This window comes from Streptomyces sp. ISL-36 (genome assembly GCF_018614205.1).
Lineage (GTDB): Bacteria > Actinomycetota > Actinomycetes > Streptomycetales > Streptomycetaceae > Streptomyces.
Genome location: NZ_JAGGOS010000046.1, coordinates 1 through 13586, shown reverse-complemented (window position 1 = coordinate 13586; position 13586 = coordinate 1). Strand labels below are relative to the sequence as shown.

General features: G+C 71.8%; 15 protein-coding genes and 1 pseudogene. 6 read left to right on the top strand and 10 right to left on the bottom strand.

What is annotated here, in order from left to right; genetic code table 11:
- Positions 1 to 21 precede the first annotated feature (21 nt).
- Both J7E93_RS12090 and J7E93_RS12085 read left to right on the top strand, forming a co-directional pair.
- Complete coding sequence (locus J7E93_RS12090; RefSeq protein ID WP_215068344.1) at positions 22 to 474, top strand: DoxX family protein; 453 nt, start codon at positions 22 to 24, stop codon at positions 472 to 474.
- A complete protein-coding gene (locus J7E93_RS12085) occupies positions 471 to 884 on the top strand; it encodes a Zn-ribbon domain-containing OB-fold protein (RefSeq protein WP_215068342.1) in 414 nt (137 codons plus the stop codon). Before J7E93_RS12090 ends, J7E93_RS12085 begins: the two co-directional genes overlap by 4 nt.
- Here J7E93_RS12085 and J7E93_RS12080 read toward each other — a convergent pair.
- From J7E93_RS12080 to J7E93_RS12065, 4 genes are all read right to left on the bottom strand, one after another.
- The gene (locus tag J7E93_RS12080) at positions 873 to 2822 is read right to left on the bottom strand and encodes a serine/threonine-protein kinase (protein ID WP_215068340.1); all 1950 of its coding nucleotides are present in this window, start codon (positions 2820 to 2822) and stop codon (positions 873 to 875) included. The two genes, J7E93_RS12085 and J7E93_RS12080, sit on opposite strands and share 12 nt — an antisense overlap.
- Positions 2823 to 3006: 184 nt before the next feature.
- Positions 3007 to 5286, bottom strand: coding sequence for a VCBS repeat-containing protein (locus J7E93_RS12075; protein ID WP_215068338.1), 2280 nt, complete (start codon positions 5284 to 5286; stop codon positions 3007 to 3009).
- 61 nt (positions 5287 to 5347) lie between these two features.
- A complete protein-coding gene (locus J7E93_RS12070) occupies positions 5348 to 5596 on the bottom strand; it encodes a DUF397 domain-containing protein (RefSeq protein ID WP_215068336.1) in 249 nt (82 codons plus the stop codon).
- Positions 5593 to 6456, bottom strand: coding sequence for a helix-turn-helix transcriptional regulator (locus J7E93_RS12065; RefSeq protein WP_215068333.1), 864 nt, complete (start codon positions 6454 to 6456; stop codon positions 5593 to 5595). Before J7E93_RS12065 ends, J7E93_RS12070 begins: the two co-directional genes overlap by 4 nt.
- Positions 6457 to 6547: 91 nt before the next feature.
- On the opposite strand from J7E93_RS12065, the gene J7E93_RS12060 reads away from it, so the two are divergent.
- Positions 6548 to 6958 carry an ATP-binding protein gene (locus tag J7E93_RS12060; RefSeq protein ID WP_215068331.1) on the top strand — a complete coding sequence of 137 codons (411 nt, stop codon included), beginning with the start codon at positions 6548 to 6550 and terminating at the stop codon, positions 6956 to 6958.
- A gap of 77 nt (positions 6959 to 7035) precedes the next feature.
- Here the strand turns inward: J7E93_RS12060 and J7E93_RS12055 are convergent, their stop codons facing one another.
- From J7E93_RS12055 to J7E93_RS12040, 4 genes and pseudogenes are all read right to left on the bottom strand, one after another.
- Positions 7036 to 8988 carry a VCBS repeat-containing protein gene (locus J7E93_RS12055; RefSeq protein WP_215068330.1) on the bottom strand — a complete coding sequence of 651 codons (1953 nt, stop codon included), beginning with the start codon at positions 8986 to 8988 and terminating at the stop codon, positions 7036 to 7038.
- A 141-nt stretch (positions 8989 to 9129) separates the two neighbouring features.
- On the bottom strand, positions 9130 to 9645 hold the full coding sequence (locus tag J7E93_RS12050) for a DinB family protein (RefSeq protein ID WP_215068328.1): 516 nt from the start codon (positions 9643 to 9645) through the stop codon (positions 9130 to 9132).
- A pseudogene (locus J7E93_RS12045) lies at positions 9642 to 9848 on the bottom strand (aldo/keto reductase); the annotation flags it as partial. The gene J7E93_RS12050 and the pseudogene J7E93_RS12045, both read right to left, overlap by 4 nt.
- A gap of 46 nt (positions 9849 to 9894) precedes the next feature.
- A complete protein-coding gene (locus J7E93_RS12040; protein WP_215068326.1) occupies positions 9895 to 10335 on the bottom strand; it encodes a MarR family winged helix-turn-helix transcriptional regulator in 441 nt (146 codons plus the stop codon).
- Between the two features lie 52 nt (positions 10336 to 10387).
- Between J7E93_RS12040 and J7E93_RS12035 the strand changes: the two genes are divergently transcribed.
- A complete protein-coding gene (locus J7E93_RS12035; RefSeq protein ID WP_215068324.1) occupies positions 10388 to 10999 on the top strand; it encodes a TIGR03086 family metal-binding protein in 612 nt (203 codons plus the stop codon).
- Complete coding sequence (locus J7E93_RS12030) at positions 10993 to 11376, top strand: hypothetical protein (RefSeq protein WP_215068322.1); 384 nt, start codon at positions 10993 to 10995, stop codon at positions 11374 to 11376. Before J7E93_RS12035 ends, J7E93_RS12030 begins: the two co-directional genes overlap by 7 nt.
- Here the strand turns inward: J7E93_RS12030 and J7E93_RS12025 are convergent.
- Together J7E93_RS12025 and J7E93_RS12020 are read right to left on the bottom strand one after the other, a co-directional pair.
- Entirely contained in the window at positions 11373 to 11795 is a 423-nt protein-coding gene (locus tag J7E93_RS12025) for a DUF1992 domain-containing protein (protein ID WP_215068320.1), read from the bottom strand. The two genes, J7E93_RS12030 and J7E93_RS12025, sit on opposite strands and share 4 nt — an antisense overlap.
- A 167-nt stretch (positions 11796 to 11962) precedes the next feature.
- Complete coding sequence (locus tag J7E93_RS12020; RefSeq protein WP_003967102.1) at positions 11963 to 12166, bottom strand: cold-shock protein; 204 nt, start codon at positions 12164 to 12166, stop codon at positions 11963 to 11965.
- A gap of 260 nt (positions 12167 to 12426) precedes the next feature.
- Here J7E93_RS12020 and J7E93_RS12015 point away from each other — a divergent pair, with 260 nt between their 5' ends.
- A complete protein-coding gene (locus J7E93_RS12015) occupies positions 12427 to 13293 on the top strand; it encodes a menaquinone biosynthetic enzyme MqnA/MqnD family protein (protein ID WP_215068318.1) in 867 nt (288 codons plus the stop codon).
- The last annotated feature ends 293 nt before the right edge of the window (positions 13294 to 13586 follow it).

Here is a 13586-nt window from a genome sequence, read left to right as displayed (position 1 = left end):
GCGAGGGGCAGGTATCGAGCGATGCAGACCATCTGGCTCACCGGCGCCGAATGGCTCGCCGTCCTCCGCATCGGCCTCGGCCTGTGGTGGCTGGAGAGCTGGCGCCACAAGGACAGGAAGGGCTGGTTCGAGCGCGGCACGGGGATCGCCTGGGCTGCCGACGTCGCCGCGAAGCACCGGTGGGCCGCCGTGCGCGGCGGCTTCGACGCCGTCGTCGCCCCCCGCCCCAAGCTGATGGCGTACGTCGTCGTCTACGCCGAACTCGCCCTCGCCCTCGGCCTGGTCACCGGCTTCCTCACCCCGGTCGCCCTCGTCGGCGGCCTGCTCCTCAACCTCCTCTACCTCGTCCTGATGATCCACGACTGGGCCGAGCAGGGGCAGAACGCGATGATGGCGCTGATCTCGCTGGTGGCCCTCTTCGCCATGTCCTGGCAGACCTGGTCCCTCGACCACGCGATCGGACTCTTCCGGTGACCGCCGTGCCGGACGTCGACGCCTTCACCCGCCCGTACTGGGAAGCGGCGGGGGAGGGCCGTCTGCTGCTGAGGCGATGTGCCGCCTGCGGCCGGGCGCACCACTACCCGCGCGAGTTCTGCCCCTTCTGCTGGAGCGAGGACGTGGCGTGGGAGACGGCGAGCGGTCGGGCCACGCTCTACACCTGGTCCGTCGTCCACCGCAACGACCTCCCGCCGTTCGGCGAACGGGTGCCGTACGTCGCCGCGGTGGTCGACCTGGCGGAGGGCCCGCGGATGATGACCGAGGTGGTCGACGCCCCCGAGGCCGACCTCCGGATCGGCATGGAGCTGGAGGTCGGCTTCCGGCCGGAGGGGCCGGAGGGAGACGTCATGGTCCCGGTCTTCGGTCCCCGCCGCTCACACGGGTGAGATGTTCCGCCAGAGCTGCGCGCTGTCCCCTGCGTTGCAGCTGACCGCGACCACCAGGGAACTCGTCGCCATGCAGAGGCTGTCGCCCACGTTCTGGATGGTCCGCCCGGCGGACTTCGTGGCGCCGATCCGCCAGTACTGAGCGTTGGAGCCGCTGCAGGCGACGGCCTGGACGCCGGCATAGCCCCTGGACTCCAGGCAGTGGCCGGTCTTCTTGTTGACGAGCAGAAAGGTGCCGTCCGAGCCCGCCGAGTAGGTCCAGGCGTACGAGACGCTGCCGCCGTTGGACGCCGGGGAGCCGCACGCCTGGGTGTGCATGGAGCTGTAGGCGGAGGTGAACTCGGCCAGGCAGTAGCCGTTGGAGGCGTTCTTCAGGGAGTACGTCCCCGACGGTGCCGAGCCGCCGGTGGTCGGCGGCGGCGCGGGCCGCGTGGAACCCCCGCCGGAACCGCCCGAGGAGCTGGACGTGCTGGAGCCCCCGGACGTGGTGCTCGACCCGCCGCCGCCGGTCGCCGTGGAGCCGCCACCTGAGCCGCTTCCGGAGCCACCGCCGGACCCGCCACCGGACCCGCTTCCTGAGCCGGGCAGGGTGCCGCCCGCGGCGCCGCCGCCCCCCGCTCCGCCGGTGGTGGGCGGTACGGGATGCGGCCCGCCCGAGGGGGATCCCGAAGGGGAGCCCGCGGGGCCGGAGGACGGCGGCCGGGAGGACGGGGTCACGGACGCGGGCCCGCCCGGCGGCGGCTGCGAGACGACGACGGAGGGCGAGTCGGAGGGGCGGGGGCCGGCGCCCAGCCGGCCGATCTCGTACGGACCGAGGGCGACGGTCAGGGTCGTGCCGGTGGCCACGACGACGGGCACGGCGAGCATGACGAAGCGGTTGCGCCGCTCGCGCCGTCTGCCGGGCTCGACGGGCCCGGTGGCGACGGCGGGGTCGGGCGAGGCGGTCGCGGGCTCCTTCGAGCCCTGTGGAGTGAGCGGTATCGTCCCGATGTCCCCGGCCGGTCCTCCCGGTCCCGCCTGCCCTGCCTCCTCGGGCTCCGCGAGCTGCTCGGCCGTGGGCGCCTCCGCGGCGAAGGCGGCCCGCTCGGCGATCCGCTCGGCGACGACCGCGGGCCACGGCGCGGCCTCCGCGTGGTCGCCGGTGAGGCCGACGAGCTCGGCGGCCGTCGGCCGGGCCGCCGGGTCCTTGGCGAGACAGGACCGTACGACCTCCACCAGCTCCGGGTCGTCCTCGGCCAGCCGCCCGAAGTCCGGATCGCCGTGGACGACGCGGTAGAGCAGGCCGGGCCCGGAGCCGTCACCGAACGGCGGACGGCCGTTCGCCGCGTACAGCAGCAGGCTGCCGAGCGCGAAGACGTCCGCCGCGCCGGTCAACTCCCGCTCGGCCACGGCCTGTTCCGGCGCCATGTAGGCGGGAGTCCCGATGACCATGCCGGTCCGGGTCAGCCGGCTCTGGTCGGCCGCCCGGGCCACCCCGAAGTCGATCAGGGTCAGCCCGTCGGTGGTCAGCATGACGTTGGACGGCTTGAGGTCCCGGTGCACCATGTCGGCTTCGTGCACCGCGCGCAGCCCGGCCGCCGCGTCCCGCAGCAGCCGCCACAGCGCGGCACCGGACAGCGGGCCGCCGTTCAGCCGGATCGCCTCGTTGAGGGTGATGCCGGGTATGTACTCGGTGGCGAACCAAGGTGGTTGTGCCGTGCGGTCGCTCGCCAGTAGCCTCGCGCTGGCCCTGCCGGGCAGTCTGGCCAGGTTGTCGAGCTCGTGCCCGAAGTGGCTCAGGAAGTCCGCGTCCTCGGCGAGAATGGGCAGCACCCGCTTGACCGCCGCGAACTTCCCGGGCACGGCGCCGAGATAGACCCGCCCCATGCCGCCGGAGCCGAGCACGCCGAGCAGCTTGAACGCGCCGATCCGCCGGGGATCGCCCGACTCGAGCGGCATGGCCCCGCTACCGGCTAAACCAGAGCTGTTTTCCAGTTCCCCCTGCATGGGCGACAGGATAGCGGAGCTATCCTACGATCTGAATCGATCGTCACGCCACAGATGTCCGGCGAGGACGAAGAGTGGGGTGAGCGGCGGCCGGCTCGAAGGACGCGGTCACCGCCCACCCCATCGCGCGGGGCGGTCAGAACGGGGACTCGGCGGCCTCCCCGTAGTTGGGGTTGGCGTGCTCCGATCGGGGGCCGAAGGGGGCGCGCCAGTCTCCGGTGCCCGGGTAGAGGTACAGGCTCCGGGCGGTGTATCCCAGCAGATCGGGGCGGCCGTCCTTGTTGGCGTCGCCGATGCCGACGATGTGGCTGTAGGCGTTCCAGCCGCCGCCGAGCTTCGTACGCGGCGCGAAGGTGCCGTCGCCCTTGCCGAGGTACGACCAGAGGACACCGTCCTTGTCGCGGGCCACGAGGTCTCCGGCGGTCCCTCCGGCGATGTTGCCGACGGCGGTGATCCGGTTGTAGATGCCCCAGCCGGTACCGATCTTCTTGCGCGCGCCGAAGGGCGCGGTCGCGTTGCCGGTGCCCGGGTAGAGCCACAGGGCGCCCGCCGTGTCGGTGGCGAGCAGGTCCGAGCGGCCGTCCCCGGTGAGGTCGCTGCCCCCGACCGTCTTGGCGTAGATCTGCCAGCCGGTACCGATCCGCACGCGCGGCGCGAACCCGTCGTAGCGCCCCGCGTAGAACCACAGGGCGCCGCTCTTGTCGCGGGCGATCACATCGGCGTGCGCGGAGCCGCCGAGGTTCCCCGCCGCCGTGACGCTGTTGTAGATGTTCCAGCCGGTGCCGAGCGTCGCGGCGTAGTGCCAGTGGATGCGGTCCGCCCCGACGAGGTAGTTGCTGTCGTAGGTGAGAAGCGTGCCCCAGGAGTCGACCGCGAGCAGGTCCGCCGAGCCGTTGTCGGTGAAGTCGTGCGGGGCGGCCTTGCGGGCGAGCTTGAACGTTCCCGTCGTCTCCAGATCCGGTCCGATGCCGTTCGTCGGACTCGCCGTGATCCGCCAGGTGTAGTCGCCGTTGTACGCGGCGGTGAGGGCGTCGGCGTCGCCCCGGTCGTCGCGGAACGAGCCGTCCCACACCACACCGAGGGCGCCCGGCCCGGTCGCGGCGCCGTTCGCCGGAACGTACTCCTGCCACACCCGGCGGGTGGCCGTGTGGGTCAGCTCGACGGAGAGATCGACATTGCGGCGGCTGAGCAGCCACTGCAGCTGCACCCGGCCGCGGTCCTTGTCGAGGGCGATGACGGCGGGGACGGTGTCGCCGCGGGTGAGCGTGACCTTGGTCGGCTCACCGGTCGTGGCGACCAGCTCCGCGAGCGGCGGCGTGCCGTTCTGCCCGGGGGAGAGGCGGTACAGCCCCTCGCCCGAGTCCACGGTGCCGCCCCGCACGAGCAGGGTGCCGTCGGGCCCCGGCTGGGCGGACGTCATGTGCTCAAGCAGTGTGACGGTCTCCCCGGACACGAGGGACCGCGCCCGGAACGGCGCGAGGGCGCTGCCCATGCTCGCGGTGAGCGGCTCGGGGTCGGCGTACGTCAGCCAGCTTCCGACGAGCCCGATGGAGAACTCCTCGGTCTTGCCGAGGAGGATCCGCTGGGGTGCCTGGCCGCTGCCGGCGCCCCGCTCGACCACGACGATCTCGACGCCGACGCCGTCGACGTACTCCGTCCAGGCCGCGTGCGTGGCGGAGAGGGCGAGCTGGGAGCTGAGATACCCGGCCCGGGAGCCCTCGTACGTCTCCGTGACGGTCCCGGTGACCAGATCGACCACCGCCCGGCCGCCGCCCTTGGCATTGCTGCCCGAACCCCGGTCGAAGCCCACGAGTGCCTGGCCGGGCACACCCGCCGTGGCGGTGAACCAGCCCGTACCGGCCGGCAGCCCGGTCACCTTCCGGTCGGAAACGGTCTCGCCGGACTTGCTGACGAGGTGCAGCTCGCGCGTGCCGTCGGTGTTCTCCACCTCGACGAGGAGCGTCGAGCCGACGGCCTCCACGTAGGCGTAGTTCGAGCCGAGCGCGTCCAGATCGATCGTCACGGGCGCGGCGCCGGTGGCCATGTCGTGCAGCTGCACGACGCGGTACTGGAAGGGAGCGGAGGCGTCACCCGTCACGACGACGTCCGAGGCGGAGCCGTCGGCCGCGTTGCCGGTCGTCGACAGCACGGTCGAGGTGCCGTCCGCGTACCGCGTCCAGCGCAGCTCCGGCTTCTCCCGGGTGCCGCGCGTGAGGAAACCGGCGGACCCGGCACCGACGATCTCGGCGCCGAGCGGGAACGTCACCGACGTGGTCTGCGTCGCGGCTGCCGCGGCCGCCACAGCCTGATCGGCCGGGGCGGCGACGGCCGGTACGGCCAGGGTGCCCACGGTCAGGGCCAGGACGGCGGTGACCGCCGAACCGAGCCGCCGTCGGGACGTACGTGCGTGGGCCAAGGCCTGATCCTCCAGAGGTCCAACCGGGCGCGAACTGCGCCCCGCCCGGTTGGACCTCTGGTCAGGCGTTTTGGTTGTACGGCCGGAGGAAGGAAGCCCAGGCGGCGGGGGCGAGGGCGAGCTGGGGGCCGTGGGGGTTCTTGGAGTCGCGGACGTGGACGGTGGTGGGGTGGGCGGCGATTTCGACGCAGTTGCCGCCCTCACCGCTGCTGTAGCTGGACTTCTGCCAGTCATAGGCAACTTCGATGCACTCGCCGCCTTCACCGCTGCTGTAGCTGCTCTTGAACCAGGCCAGTTCCGTGGTGCTCATAGCTCTCCCAGCATCTTCTCGATGGCCGCCAGGGACTCGTGGGGCGTGAGTGCCTGCGCCCGGATGATCCCATAGCGCTCGGTGTACTGGCGTACCTCTTCCGGGTCGGTGATCAGCCGGGCATGCCCGTAGATCTCGGTGTACGCGACCTCTCGCCGCCCTCGCGGGGTCAGCAGGGTGAAGGACCCGTCCAGGGACGGGTGTTCCTCGTGCTCCAGAGGCATCACCTGGAGGTGCACCGTACGGAGCCGGGCGATCTCCAGGATGCGGCGCAGTTGCTCGCGGTGTACTTCCCATCCACCGGTAGGGCGGCGCAGCACGGCTGCCTCCAGCACGAAACTGATCGTGGTCGCGGGCCACTTGTCGAAGATCGCCTGCCGCGCCAGGCGGTCGGCCACCCACTTCTCGATCGTCTCTTCGTCCCACATGGGGCGGCGGTGGCGGAACACCGCCCGCGCGTACGCCTCCGTCTGCAAAATGCCCGGTACGGCCTGCACGGCGTAATAGTGCAGCGCCACCGCCTCCGCCTCCGCCTTCGCGAAGTCCCGGAACCAGTCCGGGTGCCGTGTCCGCGCCCTGGCCAGCGCCTCCCGGACGTCGTCCACCGCCGCCACCAGAACGCCCCCGGCTCCCAGCGCCCGGTCCGCCCGCAGCAGGAAGTCGGGCTGGGGAGTCCGTACCCCGCGCTCCACGGACGAGACGAGGTCCTCGCTGCAGTGCGTGGCCTCGGCCAGCTCCGCCTGGCTCAGGCCCGCGTTCCTCCGCAGCGTCTTGATGATTTTCCCGAGCGCACTGAACAGGTGCGCCGTACCGTCGACTTCGGACGGCCGTTCCGGCCGCTCCTCCTGATTCCCCGACATCCGTACCGCCTTCTGGGCGTGCTCGTACCGCTACTCAGCGTCGTGCCGTCGTTGCTGGTCAGCGTACGACCGGGGTACCAGGCTCGGCCCCATGAAGACGGAAACCACCACTCCAACCGGTGAGTTCGCCCTTCGCCTGTCGGCCACCCGACGCGGCGCACGGCTGGCCCGCCTGCTCGCCGTGCAGCAGCTCCACGACTGGGGGATCACCGCGACCGACTCCATCGCCGTCGTCGTGGCCGAGCTCGCCAACAACGCCGTCACCCACGGCCGCGTCCCGGGGCGCGACTTCGAGCTGCGGTTGGCCCTCGGTGACGACCACCTCCGTATCGAGGTCTCCGACGCCCGGGGAGAGTCCGAACCGGAGCCCGTCCGGGAACCGGACGAGGGCGGCTACGGGCTGGTGCTCGTAGCCGCCCTCGCGACGGCGTGGGGCGTCAAGGCCCGGCCGGTCGGCAAGACCGTCTGGGCGACGATGCCGGATCCGTCAGGAAGCCGGTGAGGCCGGCGAAGGTGATGCCGAACCGCGCGGCGAGTCCCACCAGGCGCACGGTGCGCCGCGCCTGGTGGGACCGGTGATCAGGCGAAATGGTTGTAGGTGCGTGAGGCGGTGAACACCACGCGGACCTGCTCGCGCGTCCGGAACGGGGCGCGCCAGTCGCCGGTCCCCTTGTAGAGGTAGGTCGATCCCTCGCGGCTGTACGCGTAGAGGTCGGCGCGGCCGTCGCGGTCGGCGTCGCCGACGCCCACAAGGTGGGTGTACGTGTTCCAGCCTGTGCCGATCTTCGTGCGCGGGGCGAAGGTGCCGTCGCCCTTGCCGAGGTAGGACCAGAGGACGCCGTCCTTGTCCCGGGCGACGAGGTCGCCCGCCGGGGCGCCGGCGATGTTCCCGGCCGCCTCGATCTGGCTGTAGGTGTTCCAGCCGCTGCCGAGGGGTGTGCCGGGGAACTGGGTGAGCTGGTTCTCCCCGGACGTCGAGTAGAACGTGTCGTTGAGCCACAGCCGGCCCGAGGTGTCGCGCGCGAGCACGTCCGGGGAGCCGTTATCGGTGTAGTCGTGCGGAGCGGCCTTGCGGGTGGCGGTGAACTTCCCCGAGGTGACCAGGGTGGGCCCGATGCCATTGAGCGGCTCGGCCCGGAGCTCCCAGGTGTACGCGCCGTTCGGCGCGCTTTCCCAACCGCCCCACTCCGACGTGACCTCGCCCGCCCACGGGTAACTGCCGATGGGGACGTTGGGCCCGCTCGGGGCCCCGGAGACGAACAGGTACTCCTCGGCGGCCGCCCCGGTCCTGACATGGCGCAGCGTGACCTTTGCCAGCACGCTGAACCGCGACAGCTGCCACTCCAGCCGAGTCCGACCGCCGTTGCGGTCGAGGTCGATCACAGCGGGGACGTTGTGACCGAGCACGGCCACGCCGGTCGATTCGCCCGTGCTCGCCACGAGCGCGCCGACCGGGGCCCCGTCGGCGTCGGGGGAGAGGCGGTACAGGCCCTCGCCCTTCGCCGTCGTGCCGCCCCGCACCAGTTGGGTGCCGTCGGGCGCGGTGACGGCGGAGGTCAGGTGGTCCAGGAGCTTGCGCGTGGCCCCGGTGTCCAGGGACCGTGCGGTCACCGCGTGCAGGACGTGCGGCTCGTAATCCTGCAGGCCGTCGACCTGGCCGTACGTCAACCACCGTCCGACCAGGCCGATTTCGACGTGCCGCGTGGAGGCTCCCAGTGGGACGCGCTGCGTCCTGCCGGTCGCCCGCTCGACGACGACCACCGTCGTGTCGGTGGCGGAACGGTACTCGACCCAGGCCAGGTGCGTGGCCGACAGGGCGACATCTCCGTTCGAGCGGTACGGGGAGACCACCTCGCGGGTCTCCGTGACAGCACCGGTGGCGATGTCCAGCAGGGCCCAGTACGTCCTTCCCGTCGAAACCGTGTCGGTGCGGTACGTCAGCAGGGCCTCGCCGGACCCACCTGTCCAGGCGAACACCGAGGTCGCGTTCGCCGGCAGGCCGGACACCTTGCGGTCCGACACCGTGCCGCCGGCCTGGTCGAGCAGGTGGACGTCCTTGCCCCCCACCCCGTTGTCGACCGCCACGAGGAGGGTCGAGTCCACGGCTCCCGCGTACACGCTGCCGGCGCCGACGCTCGCCGGGGCGACGCTCACCACCACCGCTCCCGTGATCATGTCCTTGAGCGTGAGCAGGTCGCTCCGGTGGAGGACCACGGAGTCCGAACCATGGGCACCGTAGACCGCCGTCTGTGAGGAGAAGGCGGTCGACGATCCGTCGGCGAAGCTCGTCCACACCCGGTCCACGTCCCAGGTCAGGAAGCCCGTCGACCCCGCGCCGACGATCTCGGCGTCGCGCGGCAACGGGAGCACGTCCTGCTGGTCCGTCTCGGCGGCCGTCACACCGGTGCCGTCGGCCGGTGCCGGGCCGGCCGCGACCGCCGGGACGGCGGCCAAGGTGCTGACCGTGACGGCGAGAGCGGTGCCGATCGCGGCGGCGAGCCTGCGACGCGGCACGCGAGCGTAGTGGGACAAGGCGGTCCTCCGCTGAAGGCGACCGCGGTTGTGTTTCGGGAGCGCGGTCGGGACGCGTGGAGGCGGCCGGAGGTTCCCCCCACCCGGAACGTCGCTTCCGTGCGTGATCCGCCGGAGAATAACAGCGTATGCCGACTCGCGTCACGACCTTCCTCGTCGCTCCACCACCCCTCGTACATACGCCGCCTGACCCGCGTGCTGGTTCTCCTCGGCGATGACGCTCACCAGGCGGACGCCCAGGGTGACCGGCGGGTCCCAGGAGTCGTCGACGATGCGGTCCAGGTCCGCGTTGGTGACGCCCGCGAGGCACTCCAGGGTCCGCTCGTGGACGGCGTCGTAGTAGCCGAGCAGCAGCTCCGCCGGGGCGCGGACCTGGCCGACCTGCTTGCTGGAGTGGCCGAAGCCCGTGGCGCCCGCGGGGAAGGGGAGTTTGAAGCGGCCCTTCCAACCGTCGGACGTCCACAGCTGGTCGGTGTCGAACGCGTCCGCGATGTGATCGTCCTGGACACGGGTCAGATGCCAGACGAGCCAGGCGATCGAGTTGGCGTCCGCGTCGATCCTGGCCGCCAGGTCGTCCTCGGACAGGCCCTCCACGGCCCCGTGCACGGCCTCCTGGACGCGGCCCATCGCGTCGAGAAGCAGGTCGGCGCTCTTCATGTCGTTCCCCATTCGTCCGTGGTGAGCGCGTTCGGTTCGGCCAGGCTCTCGTCGTCGAGGCACAGGCCGGCCGCCGCGATGTTCTCCTCCCAGTGGGCCACCGAGGAGGTGCCTGGGACGGGCAGGACGGCCGGGGACTGGGCCAGGAGCCACGCGAGTTTCACCTGGGCGATGGAAGCGGCGTGGCGTGCGGCGATCCTCGCGAGCGTGTCGACGGGCGCCGGGGTCCGACGCCCGACGCCCGACGCGCTAGGAAGCGTCCGACAGGGCCCGAAGCGCCCTGAGGAAAGCCTCGCGGTCCGCGGCCGGAAGACGGGCGAGCAGACGTTCCTCGCCCTCCTGGATCGCGGACTGCACGGTGTCCCGCAGCCGACGGCCCGCGGGCGTCAGGGACAGCAGGCGCACCCTGCGGTCCTGCGGGTCGGGCACGCGGCGGATCAACTCGCGCGCCTCCAGGTCGTCGAGGACCGCGATGATCCGGGTCTTGTCGGCGCGGATGGCCTCGGCCAGCGCCGCTTGGGTGCGGATGGGGGCCTCGTCGAGATGCAGCAGGACCGCGTACGCCCACATCGTCAGCGCGTGGGCGTCCAGGATCGGCCGCTCCGCGGCCATCAGGGCGCGGCCCAGCGGTACGACCATCGCGGCGAGATCGGGGCGGCGCTCCTCCCCGGGAGCTGCGTACTCGGACATGGGCACGAAAATACCCGTTGACAAGTCGTATGCCTCGGCACATCGTAAGCACATGCCTACTAAATCGGTGGACGCCGTACGGGAGGACTTCGACCGCCTGCGAGGCCTCCACGCGCGCGTGATCCGGGACAGCGTGACCCTGGTACGTCGGGTGACCCCCGAGGACCTGACCCGGCCGACCCCCTGCTCCGGCTGGGACCTGGCCGACCTGCTCGCCCATATGACGGCCCAGCACCACGGGTTCGCCGCCGCGGCAGTCGGGCACGGCCACGACCTGGCGCACTGGAGAGTGCCGCCCTGGGGGTACGAAGCGGCGGCCGAGCGGGTCCTCACCGCCTTCGCGGCCGTGGACGGCCCGGAGCAGCCCTTCGCCCTCCCGGAGTTCGGCGCCGGGAGGACTTTCCCGGCGCGACGGGCCGTCGGATTCCACTTCCTCGACTACGTGGCGCACAGCTGGGACGTCGCCCGCAGCCTGGGACGTGCGTATGACCCCGGGCCCGACGTCCTGGCAGCCGCCCTGCCGATCGCCGGCGCCGTCCCGGACGACGACTTCCGGCGCGCTCCGGCCAGCCCCTTCCGGCCGGGCCTCGCGCCGGCGGCCGACGCCGGCCCGCTGGAACGGATCCTCGCGATGCTCGGCCGCTCCGTCGGTGCCGCGTGCTGAGGTCGTCCTGGACACCCGGCCGGGAGGGCGGCCGGCCCGGCCCGGTCCTCGTCAGCGTCACCGCCTTCCGGCCCGACCGGATCACCGACGTGCCGGGGATCCGGCGCGCCGCCCGCATGCTCGCGGCGAGCTGGGCGGAGCTGGACGGGGCGCACGGTATGTGGCTGTGGGCGCAGCCGCTGTCCCGCCGGGTGGGCTCGGTGGCCGTCTGGCGCGACGAGTCCGCCCTGCACGGCTTCGTCGCCTGGCCGCCGCACGTCGAGATCGTGCGCGCGTACCGGGGCCGGGGATCCTTGACTTCCCTGACCTGGCAGACGGAGACGTTCGATCCGGCGACGACCTGGGCCCGCGCCCGCAGCGCCCTGAAGGCCGGCTAGGGGGTATCTCGCCGATCCTGCCGGGACCGCCCCGCCCGCCACTGCCGCAGCGTCGCCTCGACGTCGAACGGCCTCAGGTTCAGCGGCGGACCGGCCGGCGGTCTGGCCAGCGCCGCGGCGATCTTGGTGTTGATCTCCCCGAGGATCCGGCGGACCTGCGCCTCCGAGACGGCCCGGCCGATCGCCTCCCTCGCGTCCTCGGCCTCCTTGCGCAGCGCGAGCGCGGGCGGCAGGACCGACGCGCCCTCGCGGTGCAGCTTCCCCTTGATCCACCACAACTCGTCGTAGGGGGCGCGGTCGTCGTCGAGCGGCTTGCCGAAGCCGGGCAGCTTCCGGAACTCGCCCCGCTCCGCGGCCTCGCGGATCTGCTTGTCCACGAATGACTCGAAGCTGACGCCCGGTGGTTTGCGTTCGGTCATGCCCTCCAACCTACGAGCCGGGGCCGACAGAAAGGGGCAGAAAGGAACAGGAGCAAAGGCAGGAGCAGAGGGGGGAGCAAAGGCAGGAGCCCCGCTCGTGCCCGAGGACACGGAGCGGGGCTCCTTGGGTACTTCTCTAGCCGTGCGCGATCGCCGACCCGGGCAACTTAGGCCGGGGTGACGTTCTCCGCCTGCGGGCCCTTCGGACCCTGCGTGACGTCGAAGTTCACGACCTGGTTCTCCTCGAGGGAGCGGAACCCGGACGCGTTGATCGCGGAGTAGTGGACGAAGACATCCGGGCCGCCGCCGTCCTGGGCGATGAAGCCGAAGCCCTTTTCAGCGTTGAACCACTTGACGGTTCCGGTAGCCATAAGCCCTCCTTGGGCCAAAGGGTTGCCCTGCTCCAGAACCTGCAAACAAGTCTGAAAACTACAAAAGCCTGCGGGTCACATGCTCCGCAGGCTCTGTACTGCAAGGGAAACCAAACTGCAACTTGCGATGAGCGTAGCACGCAGAGTGTGGGACGCACTAGAGGGAAAGATCACGTCACTCACACGTTTGACGCGCCCCCGACGCGCTGACGCGTGGCCCCGGCGATGTCCACCGTACGAGACGGGTCTAGCCTCGCGTTGTGGACAATGCAACCGATGACCACCAGCGCAGCCGGCCCCGTGTCGGACACATCCAGTTCCTGAACTGCCTCCCCCTCTACTGGGGTCTGGCCCGCACCGGAACGCTCCTCGATCTGGAGCTGACGAAGGACACGCCGGAGAAGCTCAGCGAGAGGCTGGTGCGCGGTGACCTCGACATCGGGCCCATCACCCTCGTCGAGTACCTCCGCAACGCGGACGATCTCGTCGCCCTCCCGGACATCGCCGTGGGCTGCGACGGCCCCGTCATGTCCTGCGTGATCGTCTCCCAGCTCCCCCTGCGTCAGCTGGACGGGGCGCGCGTGGCCCTCGGGTCCACCTCGCGCACCTCCGTACGCCTGGCCCAGCTGCTGCTCGCCGAGCGCCACGGCGTCCGGCCCGACTACTACACGTGCCCGCCGGACCTCGGCCTCATGATGCAGGAGGCGGACGCCGCCGTCCTGATCGGAGACGCGGCGCTGCGCGCGTCGCTGCACGACGCGCCGCGGCTCGGTCTGCAGGTCCACGACCTGGGGCTGATGTGGAAGGAGTGGACGGGGCTGCCGTTCGTCTTCGCCGTCTGGGCGGCACGCAAGGACTTCCTGGCCCGCGAGCCGGAGACGGTGCGCGAGGTCCATCAGGCGTTCCTGGCCTCGCGCGATCTGTCGCTGGTGGAGGTCGCCAAGGTCGCTGAACAGGCCGCGCGCTGGGAGTCCTTCGACGCGGAGCTCCTGGAGCGGTACTTCAGGACGCTGGACTTCCGCTTCGGGCCCGAGCAGCTGGCCGGCGTGCGCGAGTTCGCCCGCCGGACCGGACCGACGACCGGCTTCCCGGCGGACGTACGGGTGGAGCTGCTCGGCGGTCGTTAGGCCGAGGCCGCGCGGCGGTGGCGCGCGCGGCGGCGACGGCGCGGGCTACGGCCCGGGCGGTCGCGGGGCGGGCGGCGACGGCCCGGGCGGCTCCGGCCGGGCGGCTCCGGGGCCGGGCGGCTACGTGGCGGTGGCTACGGCGCCGGGATCGGGCCCTGCATGTGCCCGCTGATCCACCCGATCGAGCCGTCGCCCATGCCCCGGATGTAGCCCTTGGCGTTGTGGCCGCCGCCCTGGATGACCTGAAGACGCGTCTTCACCGGGCCCTTGCCGTACTTCTTCATGAACGTCCT